The sequence below is a fragment of the Gorillibacterium massiliense genome, from assembly GCF_000455485.1.
Taxonomy (GTDB): Bacteria; Bacillota; Bacilli; order Paenibacillales; family NBRC-103111; genus Gorillibacterium; species Gorillibacterium massiliense.
Genome location: NZ_CBQR020000173.1, coordinates 1 through 18,821, shown reverse-complemented (window position 1 = coordinate 18,821; position 18,821 = coordinate 1). Strand labels below are relative to the sequence as shown.

Annotated in this window: 16 protein-coding genes and 1 pseudogene; 3 read left to right on the top strand and 14 right to left on the bottom strand. The window is 49.5% G+C overall.

What is annotated here, in order from left to right:
* Nucleotide 1: 1 nt before the first annotated feature.
* From TJ79_RS28710 to TJ79_RS24545, 6 genes are read right to left on the bottom strand one after another with little or no spacing between them, the layout of a single operon-like run.
* Complete coding sequence (locus TJ79_RS28710; protein ID WP_420319403.1) at nt 2-454, bottom strand: beta-xylosidase family glycoside hydrolase; 453 nt, start codon at nt 452-454, stop codon at nt 2-4.
* A 53-nt stretch (nt 455-507) separates the two neighbouring features.
* A complete protein-coding gene (locus tag TJ79_RS24565; protein ID WP_238323139.1) occupies nt 508-1,869 on the bottom strand; it encodes a HAMP domain-containing sensor histidine kinase in 1,362 nt (453 codons plus the stop codon).
* A gap of 2 nt (nt 1,870-1,871) precedes the next feature.
* Nucleotides 1,872-2,585 (bottom strand): response regulator transcription factor, encoded by a 714-nt coding sequence (locus TJ79_RS24560; protein ID WP_040952989.1) that lies wholly within the window; start codon nt 2,583-2,585, stop codon nt 1,872-1,874.
* A gap of 45 nt (nt 2,586-2,630) precedes the next feature.
* Nucleotides 2,631-3,146, bottom strand: a complete 516-nt coding sequence (locus TJ79_RS24555; RefSeq protein ID WP_155988029.1) for a hypothetical protein — start codon at nt 3,144-3,146, stop codon at nt 2,631-2,633.
* A 53-nt stretch (nt 3,147-3,199) separates the two neighbouring features.
* A complete protein-coding gene (locus tag TJ79_RS24550; protein WP_040952987.1) occupies nt 3,200-3,964 on the bottom strand; it encodes an ABC transporter permease in 765 nt (254 codons plus the stop codon).
* On the bottom strand, nt 3,964-4,713 hold the full coding sequence (locus tag TJ79_RS24545) for an ABC transporter ATP-binding protein (RefSeq protein ID WP_040952986.1): 750 nt from the start codon (nt 4,711-4,713) through the stop codon (nt 3,964-3,966). Before TJ79_RS24545 ends, TJ79_RS24550 begins: the two co-directional genes overlap by 1 nt.
* A 532-nt stretch (nt 4,714-5,245) precedes the next feature.
* On the opposite strand from TJ79_RS24545, the pseudogene TJ79_RS24540 reads away from it, so the two are divergent.
* Nucleotides 5,246-7,388, top strand: a pseudogene (locus TJ79_RS24540) (HelD family protein).
* Nucleotides 7,389-7,460: 72 nt separating this feature from the next.
* On the opposite strand, the gene sdhB reads toward TJ79_RS24540, so the two are convergent.
* The 3 genes from sdhB to TJ79_RS24525 are packed head-to-tail and all read right to left on the bottom strand — an operon-like array spanning nt 7,461 to nt 10,676.
* Complete coding sequence (gene sdhB / locus TJ79_RS24535; RefSeq protein WP_052339979.1) at nt 7,461-8,255, bottom strand: succinate dehydrogenase iron-sulfur subunit; 795 nt, start codon at nt 8,253-8,255, stop codon at nt 7,461-7,463.
* Nucleotides 8,256-8,257: 2 nt separating this feature from the next.
* Nucleotides 8,258-10,006, bottom strand: coding sequence for a succinate dehydrogenase flavoprotein subunit (gene sdhA, locus TJ79_RS24530; RefSeq protein ID WP_040952985.1), 1,749 nt, complete (start codon nt 10,004-10,006; stop codon nt 8,258-8,260).
* A gap of 10 nt (nt 10,007-10,016) precedes the next feature.
* Nucleotides 10,017-10,676 carry a succinate dehydrogenase cytochrome b558 subunit gene (locus TJ79_RS24525; protein WP_040952984.1) on the bottom strand — a complete coding sequence of 220 codons (660 nt, stop codon included), beginning with the start codon at nt 10,674-10,676 and terminating at the stop codon, nt 10,017-10,019.
* A gap of 214 nt (nt 10,677-10,890) precedes the next feature.
* Here TJ79_RS24525 and TJ79_RS24520 point away from each other — a divergent pair, with 214 nt between their 5' ends.
* A complete protein-coding gene (locus tag TJ79_RS24520) occupies nt 10,891-11,793 on the top strand; it encodes a LysR family transcriptional regulator (protein ID WP_040952983.1) in 903 nt (300 codons plus the stop codon).
* A gap of 91 nt (nt 11,794-11,884) precedes the next feature.
* Here the strand turns inward: TJ79_RS24520 and TJ79_RS24515 are convergent, their stop codons facing one another.
* The 5 genes from TJ79_RS24515 to TJ79_RS24495 all read right to left on the bottom strand — a co-directional run bounded on the left by TJ79_RS24515 (nt 11,885) and on the right by TJ79_RS24495 (nt 17,544).
* A complete protein-coding gene (locus tag TJ79_RS24515) occupies nt 11,885-13,411 on the bottom strand; it encodes a hypothetical protein (RefSeq protein WP_040952982.1) in 1,527 nt (508 codons plus the stop codon).
* Nucleotides 13,398-13,952, bottom strand: a complete 555-nt coding sequence (locus tag TJ79_RS24510) for an RNA polymerase sigma factor (RefSeq protein ID WP_238323137.1) — start codon at nt 13,950-13,952, stop codon at nt 13,398-13,400. Before TJ79_RS24510 ends, TJ79_RS24515 begins: the two co-directional genes overlap by 14 nt.
* A gap of 281 nt (nt 13,953-14,233) precedes the next feature.
* Nucleotides 14,234-15,475: a cation:proton antiporter gene (locus TJ79_RS24505; RefSeq protein ID WP_040952980.1), complete on the bottom strand. Its 1,242-nt coding sequence runs from the start codon at nt 15,473-15,475 to the stop codon at nt 14,234-14,236.
* 29 nt (nt 15,476-15,504) lie between these two features.
* A complete protein-coding gene (locus TJ79_RS24500; RefSeq protein ID WP_040952979.1) occupies nt 15,505-16,173 on the bottom strand; it encodes a potassium channel family protein in 669 nt (222 codons plus the stop codon).
* Between the two features lie 21 nt (nt 16,174-16,194).
* On the bottom strand, nt 16,195-17,544 hold the full coding sequence (locus tag TJ79_RS24495; RefSeq protein ID WP_040952978.1) for a TrkH family potassium uptake protein: 1,350 nt from the start codon (nt 17,542-17,544) through the stop codon (nt 16,195-16,197).
* Between the two features lie 293 nt (nt 17,545-17,837).
* Between TJ79_RS24495 and TJ79_RS24490 the strand changes: the two genes are divergently transcribed.
* A complete protein-coding gene (locus TJ79_RS24490) occupies nt 17,838-18,659 on the top strand; it encodes a hypothetical protein (protein ID WP_040952977.1) in 822 nt (273 codons plus the stop codon).
* Nucleotides 18,660-18,821 lie beyond the last annotated feature (162 nt).

Below are 18,821 nucleotides of genomic sequence, written 5' to 3'. Positions count from 1 at the left end.
CTTACCTGATCTCGAATCTGTATTTGAATTCTGTAAAGTATGCCCGAGGAGCATGCTCCCCGGTTATGTAAAGCCCGAGGCATACTCCAGTAAACCCACCGTTTCGTTCCGGAGACATCCATTCAGAGGAGATCACTTCGGTTATCTCTTGCCATTCCTGCTCATTCGCAGAGTAAGCAAACCGATAACTTGATTCGTTAGCCTCAATACGAAGATAAACCAGTCCGAAGCTCAACGGGTATTCAGCAATTAGTGATTCGTCCCCATTGGCCCCTGATAAGCACAAACGTCTCTCACCTTCACGCCATGTGACTCCCCATGCGGCATGTCCGCGATGGTTTAAGCGGATAGACAAGCCGGCATACTCATCTGCTACGGTTGGGTTGAAGTCTATTAGGCAGCTGACCGTCCAGTAAATCCTGCGAATGTGCAGCAAACCCGAATGGCCAGCCACATGGAGACTTTGAGTATACTGAATGCAAGTGCGCGTAGCAGTTCATTTATTGCTCATTCCTTACCAGGAATGGTGGTAGGTGGTAAGTAAACAATAACTTCCGTTCCGACATTTTCTTCACTATTGATGTGAATAGTCCCGTTATGCAATTGTACAATTCGCTTGGCAATGGATAGTCCCAATCCGATACCGCCGGTTTTCCGGTTTCTCGCCTCATCGATTCTATAGAACCGTTCAAAAACCTGTTCAAGTTCGTGATCGGGAATCCCGATCCCTTTATCTTTGACGCGAATCACAACACCTCCGTCCTCTTCATCCTTTTCGGCTATAATCTCGATCGGTTCACTACTGTATTTCAAAGCGTTATCCAACAGGATATGCAAAATTTGCTTCATCTTCATGAGATCAACCACGACAGATAAGTCCTGTGGAATGAAAACGCGGATCTCTCTTGAATATATCCCGGAAATACTTCCAACTGTCATCTTGCACAACTGTTTTAGATCAACCTGTTCAAGCTTTAACTGTTGATGATCGTCCAAAGATGCCAGGTCCAACAACTGATGAGCAAGCTCTTTCATTCGAACGGCTTCGCCGTAGATGGCCTCTATAGCTTCCTCTCGGGTGCTCGGATTGTTCATCCCCCAGCGTATCAGCATTCGAGCGTAGCTTTCAATAATCGTAATGGGAGTCTTGAGTTCATGGGATGCGTCAGATATAAACTGTCGGTGCCGGTGAAAGCTGTCTTCAAGCCTTTGCATCATTCGATTAAACGTTGCAGACATAACTCCAAGTTCATCGCTGCTGTTCGGTAGGTCGGGCAGTTTAGAAAATTGCAGGCTTCGTTCCACTGCCTCCATCGTTTGGCTCATGGTCGATATGGGTTTGATCAACATTTTAGAAAGGTACCGGCTGCTTAAGACCGATAAGAAGATGGCACCGATTGTGACCAGCATCAGGATGGATATCAGGATCGTTCTATTTTCCTCCAATGCATCGAGCCGCTCTACGATTTCAACGGTTCCCACAATTTTGTTTGACGAATCAACGGGTATACGCAGCATCAAAAACTGTTTTCCGTTATCCTTAAGCACTTCTGATTTTACAGTTTCAACTGATTGGGGCTCTATCTTTAAGAGGTCTTTATCGTTGCCAATTTGCTTCAAGATTTCGCCATGACCATCCAAAAGCCGGACCATATCGTAATTTGGCAAGTGAGTCTGAAAATAGGAAGGTGACTCATTCAACAGATCAGTGATGCTCTTGTTTCCGATGAATACTTCGGTCTTGGTTTGAAGAGAATCCCGCTCGTTATCCGTAGCCGTTTGAATAAACAGGTTATAGACCGCAATATCCACAATGATCAAAAGTACGCTGAACCACAGAGTCGTAAGAATAGCTATTTTTCGCTTCATGCTCATGTTTGGATTTCCTTCAAGAAATAGCCTACCCCTCGAGAAGTGTGAATCAGGTTTTTCTTAAAGGGATAATCGACTTTGATGCGCAAATAACGAATGTACACATCCACAGAATTGGTATCTCCTACAAAATCAAACCCCCAAACATGAGTCATGATTTGATCCCGTGTTAAAATTTGTCCTTTGTTCTCCATTAGATAGAGCAGCAAATCGTATTCTTTTGGAGTCAAACCGATTTGTTTTTTGTCACGAATGACTTCCCGTGTTTGCCGATTCAGTGTAAGATCTCCTGCGGCAAGAAGCTGGCTTGAGAAATCTGTTAATTGGTGAACGACTCCTCTTTTGTCGTTGCGAATACAAGCGCGGAGCCGCGCCAACACTTCTTCGATCTGAAATGGTTTCTTAATATAATCATTGGCTCCCAAATCTAATCCACTGACGACATCCGGTGTTTCGCCACGCGCAGTTAGTAAAATGACCGGCGTTTCACAATTGGCATGTCTCAACCGGCGCAATACCTCCAGCCCGTTTAACTCGGGAATCATAATATCCAACAAAATCAAATCCCATTGCCCCTCAAGGGACTTATCCAATCCTGACCGGCCAGTCTCGGTACGCTCCACGATATATCCCTCATGGGTAAGCTCCAACTCCAACAATCTGCTTATCTTCTCTTCATCTTCGATGATTAGTATTTTATGGGGCTTATTCACGGGGCTCCTCCACTTATTCCGTCAAAGGTATATTTGATGTAAGTTCTAGATTTCCTTCGCAGGATATGCTTTTGACTTTGGACGCCACTTCGTAATCATGAACGCTCCTGCACTGACAAGTAGTAATACAGAAGGTACCACAACGCTCACAATAGTAACAGCCCTTATATCCAGCTTGGAATTGGAAGTGATGGTAACAGGTATAGCTATACTTGAAGCAATATTGGGCATTTCAGAAGACACAACCGTAACGTATAGATGATAGCGACCGGTATAAACTAATCGGATAGGCAAATCAATGACTTTACTCTCTCTAGGTTCCAGTTTGCCAATAGTTACCGGTTTGTCCGCATTATAGTCCTCTAAATTAACAGTCATGTGCCGAGTCAAATTAGCCATCGTAATATACCCCATGACATCTTGGATACTATGGTCCGATGAATTCATTATACGCGCCTGAATCTTTTGTTCTAGTCCTGGAACGCCGTCTATAAGGTTCGGTGACACAATTTCGACGGACAGTGGGGAAGCTGATTGTACAGAAGTTGCCTGTGCAGCCATTACCGGCAGAATGGCCAGGAATAGTAAACAGAAGGTAAGGATTCGGGCTATTCTCAATTTCCGTCACCTCCGAGCAATGTTAGCTTTTGAACGGCGAATACTAAAAAGGCAAGAGAGACAACGAAAAAGATAAAAATAGAGGGGGAGGCACCCATAGCTGCAGCGATGGACATTTTGTTAACAAACAAATTCTTCATCATTTTGATGCCGCCTGATAAGGGACTTATCGTATCAATGAACTTTCCAAATCCGTTTTTTTTGGTTGTTGTGCTTAAAAAAGCTGGTAATGCGAACATTAAAAAGAAGATGATAGATAGTATCATTGCATTTTTGGACGAATGGAATATCGAAGACAGCCCTAAGCTTACAGCTGTAAAACTACCTATAATCAGTGTTCCAAACCCAAACATGAATAGCGCAACTTGCCCACTTATCGCGGTACCCTTTGCGATCGTAAATACATAAGGCGAAGCAATGACTGTAACGGCGACCCAAGCAGCAATAACGCCCATCCATTTGCCGGCGACCAGCTTGCGTTTGGAAATAGGGGTTAGCATCAAGCTTTCAAGTGTGCCACGCTCCTTTTCGCTCGCAATGGATGAGGCGGCCAGAATGAGCGTAATAAGCAACCCAAACAAAAGGACGACTTTCATAAAAGTATTCATCATTTCTACTTGGGAAATATAACTTAGTTCCTTAACCGTTACAAAGCTGTAGGATAAACTGCTAAATAAAATAGCAGCAAAGAGCATCCATAATGCCCCTTTCAGGGATAATAGGTTCTCTCTTACCTCTTTGACTATCAAATATGTAAGCATCAGCTTACCCCCTCCTCTTTCCCAGTCAACTCTAGGAAAATATGTTCCAAGGACATCATCTCCCCGCTTTCCCGGTATTTATCCTTTAATTCAGAAAGCCAGCCTTCCTCCAGTATTTTTCCGTTCTTTACGATTGCAACGCGATTACATAGTTCATCGATTTCTCTGAGCAAGTGAGAGGTAATAAAAATAGTAACGCCAAGTTGTTCATTCAATTCTTTTATGATGATTTGAATATCTCGTTGTCCTTGAGGATCTAATCCTAATGTAGGTTCATCTAAGATGATAAGTCGCGGGCTGTGGACAATCGCTTTTGCCAGACCTAGCCGCTGCTTCATCCCTCGCGAATAATGCTGGATTCGTTCGTTGCTTTTTTGGGCGAGACCTACTCGTTCCAGCAGCTCATCCACTCGTCCACGTATTTGGTTTTTCGGAACTCCGTACATATTGGCGAAAAAATGCAAATATTCTCTCCCCGACATCCATAAATAATATCCATGCGATTCGGGTAAAACGCCAATCTTTCTGCGAATCTCTTCTACGTGTTTTCCAACTTCCATTCCATCGACTTGCACTTCACCGGATGTTTGGTCTAGTAGACCGGTTATCATGCGGATTGTAGTCGTTTTACCCGCACCGTTGGGTCCCAAAAATCCATATACATCACCTTTAAACACGTGAATGGACAGTTTGTTTACTGCTATATAACCATTATCATAACGTTTTGTTAGTTTGTTCGTAATAAGCATCCCGTTCACTCCTTCTCCATCAGATTAGGTCCATGCAAACATCATAAGGGCCAAATCTAAGATTACGATAAGAGAAAAATGAAAAATGAATGAGAAAACAAAAAAAAGTGACCCGCCGATTGGGGCTAGGTCGATGATTTACCATATAAAGTTGGCCGATCTTGGGTCTGGGAATCCTATCAACCTTTCACCAACTTGGTGGAGAAATATCAGGTGAACGACAAAGAAGACAGAGCAGCCGTGGTAGCATGGCTGCTTTGTCTTCTCTTCTCGTGCGTCGATTAGCAGACAAAAAAAGAGGCCCGCCAACGGGGCGGGCCATCAAGTATTATATGAAAAAAGGGGGGTCTTGTTTATTATAATAGCAAGCGAATATTAGGTTAACATAACAACAATATTACATTTTGTTTACAACATTTTCCGACCCAGCACAGCGGCGGCCTCCTTCAATATTGTACCCGGAGTCTCCATTATGCTATAGTTATCTCCTATCTCGAAAAATTTGAAAATAAAGCCATGGAGGTAACTGATTTTGAGCGAGAACGATCAAAGTGCCTATCTGGAGGAAGCGGCGGTCCACAAACGAACGGCTAAAGAAATCAGCCGCCAGTTGGACCGCCTGGAGTCCGTTCCCCGCTACTTCGGCGACGATTTCACGGAACAAGTACTGGAGAGCGCAAGGGAAGCCCGCAGAGGCGTCCTGAAACGAGCTAAGGACGAACCGTATTTCGGCAGATTGGATTTTCAAGAAGAAGGCAAACCGGAAGCGATGGCTTTGTACATCGGCAAGAACGGAATTGAGGATGAGCAGAGCCGCAAGCTTATGGTCATCGATTGGCGGGCGCCGGTAGCCGGCCTCTTTTATTCGTTTACGGGTGGAGAGGATAGCGCCTCGTATGAATCGCCCGACGGCACCATCGACGGGACCGTACATCTCAAACGGAACATCGTCATCCGCAAGCAGGAGTTGCAGCGTGTCGTGGATTCCTACGTTAGAGGCGGCGAAGGCAACGCCACAGGCGTTTCCGACGAGTTTCTGTTGTACCGCCTCGGCGAAAACAAGGATAACCGGCTCCGGGATATCGTCTCCACAATCCAGGCAGAACAGGACAAGATCATTAGGGGCGAGCGGAACACCGCCCTTTTTATCCAGGGGGTAGCGGGTAGTGGGAAAACCACTGTCGCCCTGCACCGACTGGCTTTCCTGCTGTATCAATATCGGGAGAGCGTCCGGGCCGAACGGATGATCATCTTCGCTCCCAACCGGATGTTCCTCGATTATATATCCGGCGTCCTGCCGGAACTGGGCGTCGGAGAGATTCGGCAAACCACTTTCGCTGATTGGGCGCTCAACCGGCTGCAGGAAGAGCTTAAGCTGGCAGACCCTGCCGACGAATACGGGAAATGGTTTGCTGTCGGCGCCAAACGACCGAGCATTGAGGCGGAGAAAAACAGCCGTTATAAAGGCTCTATCGCCTATCAGTCACTTTTGGACGAAGCAATGAAACGGTTCGAAGAATCCTTCATCCCCCCTCAGGATTATCACCCTTGGGATGGCGCAACCCTCAGGGCTAAAGAAATCCGCAAGTGGTTTTATGAAGAATACGGCCATTATCCATTAGCCAAAAGAAAAGAACGGCTGGAAGGCCGAATCAAAACGCTGGTTGGAGATGGAGTTGGACAAAATCCGCAGCGAGTCGGTCCGCAAGGAATACAAAAAGAAAGGGTCCGCACGTCTGCGTACTTATCTGAAGCTGCTGCCCGATACGTTGCCCTTCGCTTGGTACACGCGTCTATACGACGATGCAAAGTCACCGGATTGGCGTCCGGATAGCTGGTCCGTCGAGATACCCGAAGAAGTGGCGGCAGCGACAGCAAAGCTTGCCAAGAAGAAAACGGTTGCCGCCGACGATCTGGCTCCCTTGCTTTACATTCACAACCGGTTCTACGGCATCGAGAGCGAAGCTCTGTTCGACCATACGGTGATCGATGAAGCCCAAGATTTCTCTCCCTTTCAAGTCTCTCTGTTGAACGATCATGTCCGCAGCGGTTCCTTCACCGTCCTTGGCGATTTAGCCCAAGGTATTCACGGCTATAAGGGAATCGCCGACTGGGATGAATTCATGAGCTTGTTTGAGCCGGAGAAACGGGGCTTCCATAAGCTGCTCCGCAGCTACCGTTCGACCATGGAAATCATCGCCTTCGCCAACGAGGTATTGCTCCGAGGTGGCGTCTCCGAGGAAAACCTGGCGGTCCCTGTGTTCCGCAGCGGCGATCCGGTGGAAGTAACCGCCGCGGCTTCCGACAAGGAGCGGGAAGCGGCGGTGATCAAGGCGGTGCAGGCGGTTCGCAGCCAGGGCGACATCGATACCGTCGCGGTCATCACACGCGGAATGCCGGAGGCGGAGCGTCTCCAAGCCGCCCTGGAAAAAGCCGGTCTCGCGCCGTCGCTAATCCAGGCTGGCCAGGAAAAGTACGGCGGTGGTCTGTCCGTCCTTCCCGCCTATCTGGCCAAAGGTCTGGAATTTGACGCCGTCGTTCTGGCGGATGCTGACGTAAATAGCTATGCCGCGGACACCCGCGACGCCAAGCTGCTTTACGTGGCCTGTACCCGGGCGTTGCATAAGCTGACGCTGATCTACACAGGCAAGCCGTCGCCTTTACTGCCCGAATAAATGCGAATGCGGAAACAAAAAAACCGGCCTTAAGGCAGTGTCTTCACTCTGCCCCAGGGCCGGTTTTTCGTATTACATGCCCAACCACTTTTTAAACAAGCGCTTGGTCGTGTCTTTGTTCATTTCCGCGATAGAAGTCGTCAGCGGAATGCCTTTCGGGCAGGCACGGACGCAGTTTTGCGAGTTGCCGCAGCCTTCGATGCCGCCGCTTTCCATCAGGGCGTCCAATCGCTCGTCCTTGTTCATCGCTCCGGTAGGGTGGGCGTTGAATAGCCGCACTTGCGAGATCGGAGCCGCGCCGATGAAGTCGGTTTTATCATTGACATTAGGACAAGCCTCCAGACAGACGCCGCAGGTCATGCACTTGGATAATTCATACGCCCATTGTCGGGTCGTTTCCGCCATCCGCGGTCCCGGGCCCAAATCGTAGGTGCCGTCGATGGGAATCCACGCTTTCACTTTCTTCAAAGCCGTGAACATCCGGCCGCGATCGATAACCAGGTCCCGTACAACCGGGAAGGTCTTCATCGGCGCCACCCGGACGGGCTGCTCCAAATTATCGACCAGTGCCGTGCATGCCTGACGCGGCTTGCCGTTGATGACCATCGAACATGCACCGCATACTTCCTCCAGACAGTTGGACTCCCAACAAACCGGACTTGTTTGCTTGCCACCGATATCTACCGGATTGCGCTGGATTTCCATCAAGGCGCTGATCACATTCATGTTCGGACGATAAGGAACCTCAAACTCTTCGACATAAGGCTTGGCATTCGGGCCTTCCTGGCGGGTAACGATGAATTTGACGGTACGGTCCGTCGCTCCCGCAGGGGAGGTTTGCGTTATCTCTCTAGGCTGAACGGCCATGATCAATGATCTCCTTTCGAGTAATCCCGTATCCGGGGCGGGATCAGCGATACGTCAATCGGATCATAGGTGATTTGCGGTCCGTCCGGCGTATACTTTGCCTTGGTTGTTTTCAGGAAGTTTTCATCATCGCGATTCGGGAAATCCGGCTTATAGTGAGCGCCGCGGCTCTCATTGCGAAGCAGCGCACCATGGGTCATGGCTTGGGCCAGCTCCAGCATATTCCCAAGCTGACGGGTGAAGGCAAGACTTTGGTTGCTCCAGCCGGAGGTGTCCGTCATACCGGTGTTTTTATAACGCTGCTTCAGCTCCTGGATCTTATCCAGCGTCTCCTGCAGCTTTTTGTTGTGGCGGACAACAGTCATATTCGCCGTCATCCATTCGCCGAGCTCTTTATGAAGCTGGTACGGATTTTCCTTGCCGTCCATGAGCAGCAAGTTCTCGTGCTTCTTCTGCTGGCGGGCTACTTCCCGTTCAAAAGCAAGGGAGGAAACGTCCTCGGCGTGCTTTTTCAGCCCCTTGATATATTCAATCGCCTTCGGTCCGGCAACCATGCCGCCATAAATCGCGGAAACCAGGGAGTTGGCTCCCAGCCGGTTCGCACCGTGAATGGAATAATCACACTCACCTGCTGCGAACAAGCCAGGGATGTTGGTCATCTGGTTGTAATCGACCCACAAACCGCCCATGGAATAGTGTACAGCCGGGAAGATTTTCATCGGGATTTTCCGAGGGTCGTCGCCCATGAATTTTTCATAGATTTCTATGATGCCGCCCAGCTTGACGTCCAGTACCTTCGGATCTTTGTGAGAGAGGTCGAGGTACACCATGTTTTCCCCGTTGATCCCTAGCTTTTGGTTGATGCACACATCGAAAATTTCCCGCGAGGCGATATCCCGGGGTACGAGGTTGCCGTACTTCGGATATTTTTCCTCGAGAAAATACCACGGCTTGCCATCCTTATACGTCCAGATGCGTCCGCCTTCGCCCCGGGCCGATTCCGACATCAGCCGCAGCTTGTCATCGCCTGGGATGGCCGTCGGGTGAATCTGAATGAACTCGCCGTTGGCATAATAGACACCTTGCTGGTAAAGGGCGCTAGCCGCTGTACCGGTGTTGATCACGGAGTTCGTCGTTTTGCCGAAAATAATGCCGGGACCGCCTGACGCCATAATGACTGCGTCAGACTTAAAAGCTTGGATCTCCATGGAGCGCAGATTTTGCGCCACGATCCCCCGGCAGACGCCGTCGTCATCGACGATTGCGGAAGTAAACTCCCAAAATTCAAATTTATTGACCAGCCCTGCCGCCTCCCAGCGGCGTACCTGTTCATCCAGCGCATAAAGCAATTGCTGACCGGTGGTGGCGCCGGCGAAAGCCGTACGGTGGAACAGCGTCCCCCCGAAGCGGCGGAAATCGAGGAAGCCTTCCGGCGTCCGGTTGAACATGACCCCCATCCGGTCCATCAGATGGATGATGCCGGGCGCCGCTTCGCACATTGCCTTAACCGGCGGCTGGTTGGCGAGAAAGTCCCCGCCGTACACCGTGTCGTCAAAGTGCAGCCAGGGAGAATCCCCTTCCCCCTTTGTATTGACCGCTCCGTTGATGCCCCCTTGGGCGCATACGGAATGAGAGCGTTTTACCGGAACAAGAGAGAAAAGATCGACGGATACGCCGGACTCGGCTGCTTTAACCGTTGCCATCAAGCCGGCAAGGCCACCGCCAACTACGATAATTTTAGAATTTGCCATGACGGGTATCTCATCCTTTCGTAACGATCGTCGACGTATCTTGGAATTCGCTGCCTGTAAAAGCAACCATCGTCAAAACAAACATGACGGCCATCACCACGAAAACGCCGAGCCAGACATAACCGGAGATGCGCTGCGCCCGTGGGCCGATGGTGATTCCCCAACTGACGAGAAACGACCACATGCCGTTGGAAAAATGGAAGCTGGCGGCAATGACACCGATTGCATAAAGCGCAAAGGGAATAGGCTGGGTGAAAATATCATGCATTTTTACGCCGAGTTCCTCATGGGTCACATTGCCGAGGGCAACCTGAATTCGGGTTTCAAAGACGTGCCAGGAAATGAACAGGAAGGTGAGCACGCCCGTCACACGCTGCAGCGTGAACATTAAATTGCGAAAGTATCCGTAATTCTTCACGTTGTTTCGTGCCGTATAGGCGACGTATAAACCGTATACGCCGTGATAAAGCAAGGGCAGCCAAATGAAGAGCGCCTCAATTACGAGAATAAGAGGCAGGCTGTTCAGCCATTTCACATTGTCGATAAACGCTTGATGCCCCTCGTTGTATGCGGAATAATTCGTGATCAGATGTTCAACGAGAAAGAAGCCCACCGGAATGACCCCGAGCAAAGAATGAATCTTGCGAAAATGATACGAGTTTCCTTTCATGAATTACGCAATCCTCCCAAAAATCATTCTCCTACACTCCACTACTATTCAAGGATTACACTTATTCGTAATCCTTGTACCAGAAGTCACAAAGATGTCGAAAAGGCCGAAAACTTAGTGATCAAATTCATAGTACTCTTTTTCTCTTTATAATGGAAATAATAATTAGGTATAATAATTAATAACAAGAACGTATAAGGGGATTGAAGTAATCTTGGAAAACTTGGACGTTTTCGCCATTGTTGTGGAAAAACAAAGCATCAATCAGGCAGCGAATCAACTGAATCTTTCTCAGCCGGCCGTATCCCGCAAGATCATGAGCCTGGAGGAAGAGTTAGGGGTCAAGCTGTTTGAGCGGGTGGGAAAACGGCTCAATTTAACCCGCGCCGGACGCATTTGTTACGATTACGCCGTCCAAATGAGAGACTTGGAGCGGGAACTGATCAGGGGCATCAGCCGTATCCGCGACCATCTGGCCCCAGTCCGATTTACTCTCGGCGCTAGCTTAACGACGCTTCAATCTACGCTGCCCGATTTGATCACCTCCTATACGGCGCATTTTCCCGAAACCGACATTGCGGTGCTCACGGGAAAAACCCACGAAATCATCACCCTGGTAAAAGATAAAAAAGTGGACCTCGGCATTGTCGCTTCCCAGGTCGACCATGCCGGCATCCACTGCGTTCCTCTATTTGACGATCATCTCTGCCTCGTACTGCCGGAAGCACACCCCCTGCTGGTGCAGCCATCCGCGTCGATGGCCGATCTGGACGGGCTTCCGATGATCTTATTTTCCCGGGGAACCTGGTACCGGGTGCTGATGGACGAAGTGTTCCATCGTTTCAGCGTAGAACCGGACGTGAAGATGGAGATCGACTCCTTCGAGGTGATCATCCGGCTCTTGCCATCCATCCGGGCGGCCGCTCTGCTTCCCATGTCGTATCTCCGGCCGGAACTGCTGACAGGAAGCGGACTAAAAATGCTGCCTCTGCCAGAGTTGATAGAAGCGAAGCGCACCACTTCCCTCATATTCACTGAAGAAGCGGCTTCGAGCGGCTTCATCCAGCCTTTCGTGGACCGGGCGAGAGAATGCTTTTCTACTCATGACAACGGATGAAGTGATTCCGTTCCAACGACAAAAAACCCGCAGATGCAAAGTGGCAGCGTCCGGCTCCACAAGCGTCTTGCGGGTTTTATACGGTTGACGGCTACTTCAAGCCAAGCAGCTTTTTGATCACCGGCAGATAATCCGCCACCTGTTCTCCGGGAAGGGGCTGAAGATACAAGTACCAGCTTTCGTTGTTCTTTTTCATCGAAAGGCGGGCATAGATCTTTTGCTGCACCGGATGCTGCTCCGTCGCATAGACCCGGTCAACCGGCGATTCCATCACATGCAGATCACCTTTGCCTAGAGTAGTACTCGCAGGAAGCGACTGCAAGATCGTGGCGCCTTCCCGGGCCGACGAATCATATGTGGCTTCAGCCGTTCGAAGTAGTGTACCGAGCCGATCGCCATATGAATTATAGATCCCATACTGATCTGCAACCTTCTCATCTTCAACGGCTTGCTCATTCTTCCACTGCCAGCCATCGGGCAGCTCCAGCTTAATCTTTTCCCCGGAGGAAGTTGGAGGGTCCAAGGCCAACCGCCCGCCGTTTATGGCAGGATCCACCTCTTCGGCAAAAGGATTGGGTAAAAAATCCTCCGGCTTCACGTACATTTTTGTATTGTAAAGCCCGCTTACTTCAAGTAGCTGCCCATGTTTCGATATGATTGTTTCTCCGCTCTTCATTACATAAGGGTAGGAAGAATGAAATCCTCCATGCTCGATTTTCGCACCTTTTTCATCAAAAATGATGGCATCCCTTCTAATGCGTCCGTCTTTTGCCCGCTCTGGCTCATATTCTGCGAGATCGCTTTTCCGCACCCAAAAATCAGCCGGCTCAACTTCATTAAAGGTGAAGACAGCAATCTTGCACCAATTTTCATAGATTTCTCGTACTTCAACAACCCTTCCCTCCGACAGCTCAGCGGAATAGGGATAGAGAACCGCCCCCGGATAGGGATACAACTTGATCGTCTTGGGAACGAGCATCGTATAAGGTACTACCTTTTTTACTTTTGCCGCTTCCGATGTCAAATACCAAGCCGGCAGCCAGCCGAAATTCCCGTTATCCAGAAGCTCGGCGTAAATCCCGCTAAGCCGGCCAATCGTATAGGTTTCCCCAGGCCATACCTGAAAACTGAGCATGCTATTGGCTTCAATCGGCATATTCTGCAGGATGTGAAATTCAGAAACCCGGTAAGATTGCCCTGATTTGACGCCAAAAAGACCATCTTGAGCGGGGGGAGCCAAGGTTGTCATAGGCCGTTGCGTGTCAGTGCCACCAGGCCCAGTTGAAGGAACGACAGAGGGATACGCCTCCTCCTGCTGCACTTTGTCGGGAGTTTGATGAACTGTTGTCACCGCCTCAGCCGGCACGCGGGAATATAGCCCACTCCACCCCTCCATTTTCCAATCTCGACCTAACCAAAAAAGGATAGCCAGCACCAATACCGCCGCTGTCGCACAGCCGAACCACAGGGTTAACGGCCGATACTTGAGGCGTTTCCGCATTCCGGATTTTCCGCTTGTTCGAACTTCGACCCGCTGCATGATTCCGAGAGTAAACCCGTCTTTTTTCGTGATCGAAGTCTTCATCAAGTTGTACCAATCCGGTTTAAGCTCGTTCATACGGCGATTCCTCCTTTAAGGCAACGGATAATTTTTGTCTCGCGCGATGAAGACGCGACTTGACCGTCCCTTCCGAAAGATTGAGCAATGCAGCAATCTCTTTGACCGCCATATCATGGCGCCCCTCCAAAAGCAGCACCTCCCGAAGCTTCACGGGAAGGCGCAAGACTTCATTCCAAAAATCCTCCGACTCCAATCGGTCCAACGCCTCATTTTCTGCAGACCGGGAAATGCCTCCAATGTTTTTCACTAGTCCAACGACCTCCATGCGAAAAAAGGCGATGCGTCTGTAATTCAAAGCGGTACGCCGAGTGATGGCGAATAACCATGTGCGAAAGGTGCAATCGCCGCGAAAGGTCGAGATCTTTTTATAGACTTTTATAAAAACGTCTTGGGATATATCGTCCGCCAGTTCCCTGCTGCGGGTCAGCATATAGGCATAGTTCCATACGTCAGGGCCATACTTCGTCATCAACTGGCGGAACGTCATAGAATCCAAACTGGCGATATGCGGTAAAAACTCCTCGTCCAAACGGCTCACCTCAACGGATTAGACACCGATCATGCAAAAAAGGTTCCCTTTTCACCAACGATTTCCTAAGTAACGCTTAAACCAGGGGATTTTCGCAAGGAATTTCTGTCAATCCGCCTCCGTTTACAACAAAAGCCTGCACAAGAGAAGGCGTAGGCTTTCCAACCGTAATTCCGACTTCCGGCTAGCAAAAACAAAAAAACCTGCACATTTGCAGGTTTATTAAGCATCTGTTATCCGAAAAGGCAAGAGCCTGCATTTTTGCAGGAATTTCACGTAGCGCACCGACTTCACTCCCGCTCACTCACGCTGCCGACTTCAAGCCCCAGCTTGCGGGCGACGAAGCCGGTAGTGCTGGCCTGGAATAGAATCGTCACCAGCACCGCCATAAACGTGACGGAGGAGATCACATCGGCATGGTCGATGCCGAGACCTGCGATCATGCCGGCAAGAGCAGCGGGGATCACCCCTGTCTCCCTCACCCAAAACATAAAGAGAATCTCATTCCGCTCCCACTTAGCGCGCCGATCCGGCAAAGCGCATGCCAGCACCGTAAGCGGCCTCCCCAGCAGCATGAACACGGCGATGACGCCCAAGCTTGGCCAGAAGTAGTCAATGATCACGCCGAAATTGACTTGACTGCCCAGCAGGATAAAAATCAACATCCGCATGATAACGGTTATATTTTCCGAGAAGTGCGACATTTCCGTGCTGCGTTCTTTCATATCCAGCTTGAAAAGCTTGGCGTTGCCCCAGATTAATCCGGCGACAAAGGTTGCCATAAACCCGCTGACTTTCAGCGTGTCTCCCAGCAAATAAGCAGCTAAAGCGGTGATCACCATCGCGATGGTCGTATACTCCCGCAAAAAACCGATATGGATATGCGCCACAAGATAGGAGGCAATAAGACCCACCGCCATGCCAATGGCGATTCCTCCCAGGGCCATCCGCAGAAATTCAAGCACATCCCCGCCAAAGCCCCCGCCGGAAGATCCGGTTATCATGGCCAAGATTGAAAAGGTTACGATAGAGCCTGTAGCATCATTAAAGGCAGACTCGCTTTCAACCGTCTCTCTCACCTTCGGACGGATTTTCACCTGTTTGAAGACGGGAATCAAGGTTGCCGGGTCGGTCGAAGCGATAACTCCACCCATGAGAAGTGCATACAGCCAGTCCAGCCCGAGAAAATAATGAGCGGCCAGCGCAGTCACCGCGCAGCTGATCAGCACTCCAGGTACGCTTAAAAGCGTGATCGTCAACCAGACTTTTTTTAAGCCTCCAAGCCCAATATTGCGCCCGCCGTCAAAAAGGATCAGCACGGAGCCGCCGGTCAGGATCAACTGGTTCAGCAAGCTGCCGCTCTCTACATCGATCAAATGCAGCCCGCGTCCTGCGATCATGCCGGCGAAGAGAAAAAAAGCCACATCGGGAAGCTTCAACACGGATGCCAGCTTACCGGACACCATACCAAGCCCGCAGATGATGATAATTAAAAACAGCAGGTGATGAATCGTTTCAGTCGTTGCGCTCATTCCCGTCTCCTATCTTTGTGCTGACAGCGTTACGCGTTCAAAGCACTTTCGAACCGGTCGATTTGCTGGTTTGTGCCGATGACCACCAAAACATCGCTTTCCTCTACCTGATCCTCAGCCGCAGGAGCGATGTTTACTCGACCGGCTTTGCGATTGATGATAGCGACGACGATGCAGCCAAAGCGGGCGCGGGTATCCAATTGGCGCAGCGTATACCCGTTAATTTTTGCGGAAGCGCTAAGCTCTGCGATCGTATATTCCTTGGATAACTCGATATAATCAAGCAGATTCGGCGTACTTAGCTGATGAGCGACGCGGATGCCCATATCCCGTTCCGGGAACACGATGCGGTCGACGCCGATTTTCTCCAGTACTTTGCCGTGTAGTTTGGTTAAAGCTTTCGCTACGATCTTCTTGATTCCCATATCTTTTAGCAAAATCGTTGTCATGATACTAGCTTGAATATCATCGCCAATAGCCACAACAGCGCAGTCGAAATTACGGACACCGATGGAGCGGAGTGCCTCCTCATCGATGGAATCGGCCACAACCGCATGGGTCAAATACTCGCTCATCTCACTGATGCGCTCTTCACTTTTGTCGATGCCCAATACGTCGAAGCCAAGGCTGTGCAGCTCCCGGGCAAGGCTCGCTCCGAATCTTCCCAAACCAATAATGACAAAGCTATTTTTCTTCATGGAACCTTAATCTCCTTTTTGTTATCCGATGGTGATTTTCCCTTCGGGATAGCGGAACAATTCTTTTTCCGGTTTTGGCTGCAGCGCATAAGCCAATGTCAACGGACCGAGCCGCCCGATAAACATCATTACAATAATCATGATCTTACCGACCATCGTGAGCGAGGGAGTAATCCCCATCGTCAAGCCGACGGTGCCAAAAGCGGAGGTGACTTCATAAAGAATAGCAAGGAATTGCCGGTCTTCCGTTGTTGAGAGCACCATCGAGACCCCAAGGACAAGGAACAGCGCCAAAAACGTGAGAGTAATGGCTTTGTTGATCCGGTCTTTCGCCAGCCGATTGCGGAATAGCACAATATCTTCCTTGCCGCGGATCATGGCAACCATCGCACCGACGATAATCGTGAAAGTGGTCGTTTTAATCCCGCCCCCCGTTGAGCCAGGCGATGCTCCAATAAACATGAGAATGACGGTAAAAAATTGCGAAGCCTGCCGCATGCCGCCCAAATCGATGGTATTCGCTCCAGCCGTTCGCGGCGTAACCGATTGAAAGAAGGCTGCGAGAATTTTTCCGCCAGGGCTCAGGGGCTGCAATGTTCTTTCGTTATTGAATTCGAAGATAAAAATGACGAGGGCCCCGAAAACAATGAGAAACGTCGTCGCCGTTAGAACGACCTTGGTATGCAGCGACAGTTTTCTTCGCTTGGGATATTCAATCACGTCGGATATGACAATAAAGCCAATGCCGCCGAGAATAATCAGAAGCATAACCACGATATTCACCAAGGGGTCCGACACGTAAGATGTGAGACTGCTGAAGGGACCGGTCTTCATCCCGAACAAATCGATGCCCGCATTGTTGAACATGGATACCCCGTGAAAAATTCCGAACCATATCGCTTGACCCAGCGGCATATCATAAGAAAAGCGAATAGCCAAGAGCAAGGCGCCTGCGGCTTCAATGCTTATGGCGTAAATGAAAACTTTGCGGATCAGCCTGACGATGCCCTCCATGGAGTTCTGATTTAACGCTTCCTGAAGGACAAGACGTTCTCTTAAGGAGATTCGTTTACGAAATACCATCGCGATCAGCGTAGCCATGGTCATGAATCCAAGACCGCCTACCTGAATAAGGAGCAAAATGATAACATGTCCCAACTCGGACCAATGCGTCCCGGTATCCACGGTAACAAGCCCTGTCACACATGTGGAAGTAGTAGCCGTAAAAAGCGCATCGATGAACGGAGTGTGATTTCCGGTAGCCGAAGACATGGGCAGGGTAAGCAAAAAGCCTCCCAACAAAATAATGCCGGCGAAGCCAAGCACTAAAATTTGCGGTGGCTTTAAATGAGTAAATAATTTTGCTAGCAAGTCCAGTCTCTCCTTATAGGCGAACCGCCGGAAAATGATTTAAAACCTCATCAAAGATAAACATCATTTGATTATAGTACGCATTTCCCTCGGCTTACAAAATGACTTTCATTGAATTTTCGCCATTTTTGGCGATATTTCCGAATTAGCTGTGAAAAAGCCGATGAAGCGCCAACTTTTTACTGTTTTAGCTGTATTAGACTCACGTTGACGCAAAAGGTTATAATAGACAAGGATAATCGGCTGACGCCGTTCTTATAGATGAGGGACAGTGAATAAGGGGGAGACCATTCTTGTTTCGTGTCAAGTTGAATGTTCCACTATTCGTATTAGCTATAATTGGAGTTGTGCTTTATTTTGGCGTCAATCAATGGTACTTGTCTAAAGGTGAAACCGATATGGACAACGCGGAAACCAAGCCGAAAATAAGCCGTGAAGCTGCTGAATCCGCGGCGCTTAATTGGTATAAGGCCTATTTTGCGTCTGCAGAGCCCAAGCTATCCCGTACGATCCTCAATGCGGACCGGAACATGAATACCTTTATCGGCAAAAACAACCTCGATAAAACGTATAACGACACTTTCGGAAACAAGTATCCCCGCACCTTCTGGGAAGTGGAATTACGCCCCGAGAACGGGTCGGACCATAAAATGTTCGTTCGCGTCGCAACGGAATCCGCTGAGGTGATCGGCTGGGAAGAAACGACCGCATCCGGTGTCATCACAACAGGTGCTGGTACGGACGATGAAATCCGCCTGGAGGGAGAGAAAGCCCTCACCAGAGCCGGATACAACCCCAACGATTTTACATATGAATGGGTCGAAAACAAAAACATATTAGGTCAAGTGACTGGCTCGGAATCGCGGTTCATCAGTCATAGCCAGCGGATTGAAGGCGCGGTTCTGAGCTTGAAAGTCGCGGTGGTAAACGGTAAAACTACAACGCTGCTGCCTTATTTTGAAACCCCGCAATCGTTTAAGACGTGGATGAGCGGCCAAGAACGCAGTGCCGCGATCATGTCTCTCGCAAGCGTTGTGCTCACCGGCATCCTCGGTCTCGTCGCACTCATCTTTGTTATCGTAAACGAAAAAAAGCCTGGTTCACCCGGGGCATAATTTTTGCCATCGCTACTTTGGCACTCTCATTTATATCCGTCTATAATAGCTTGCCCGCCCAGTTAGCCGGACTCGCTCCAGAACAAAGAGCGTCAAGCGGAGACACGATCCTGCTGATCTCTTCTCTGGCGATCTACGCGCTTTTAGCTATCGCTTTGTACT

Excerpts from the sequence above, each read along its gene's own strand:
- sdhB (WP_052339979.1), bottom strand. The coding sequence starts at position 8,255 with ATGGCCGTTCAGCCTAGAGAGATAACGCAAACCTCCCCTGCGGGAGCG.
- TJ79_RS24565 (WP_238323139.1), bottom strand. The coding sequence starts at position 1,869 with ATGAAGCGAAAAATAGCTATTCTTACGACTCTGTGGTTCAGCGTACTT.
- TJ79_RS24545 (WP_040952986.1), bottom strand. The coding sequence starts at position 4,713 with ATGCTTATTACGAACAAACTAACAAAACGTTATGATAATGGTTATATA.
- TJ79_RS24515 (WP_040952982.1), bottom strand. The coding sequence starts at position 13,411 with ATGAACGAGCTTAAACCGGATTGGTACAACTTGATGAAGACTTCGATC.
- TJ79_RS24505 (WP_040952980.1), bottom strand. The coding sequence starts at position 15,475 with ATGAGCGCAACGACTGAAACGATTCATCACCTGCTGTTTTTAATTATC.
- sdhA (WP_040952985.1), bottom strand. The coding sequence starts at position 10,006 with ATGGCAAATTCTAAAATTATCGTAGTTGGCGGTGGCCTTGCCGGCTTG.
- TJ79_RS24550 (WP_040952987.1), bottom strand. The coding sequence starts at position 3,964 with ATGCTTACATATTTGATAGTCAAAGAGGTAAGAGAGAACCTATTATCC.
- TJ79_RS24500 (WP_040952979.1), bottom strand. The coding sequence starts at position 16,173 with ATGAAGAAAAATAGCTTTGTCATTATTGGTTTGGGAAGATTCGGAGCG.
- TJ79_RS24525 (WP_040952984.1), bottom strand. The coding sequence starts at position 10,676 with ATGAAAGGAAACTCGTATCATTTTCGCAAGATTCATTCTTTGCTCGGG.
- TJ79_RS24555 (WP_155988029.1), bottom strand. The coding sequence starts at position 3,146 with ATGGCTGCACAGGCAACTTCTGTACAATCAGCTTCCCCACTGTCCGTC.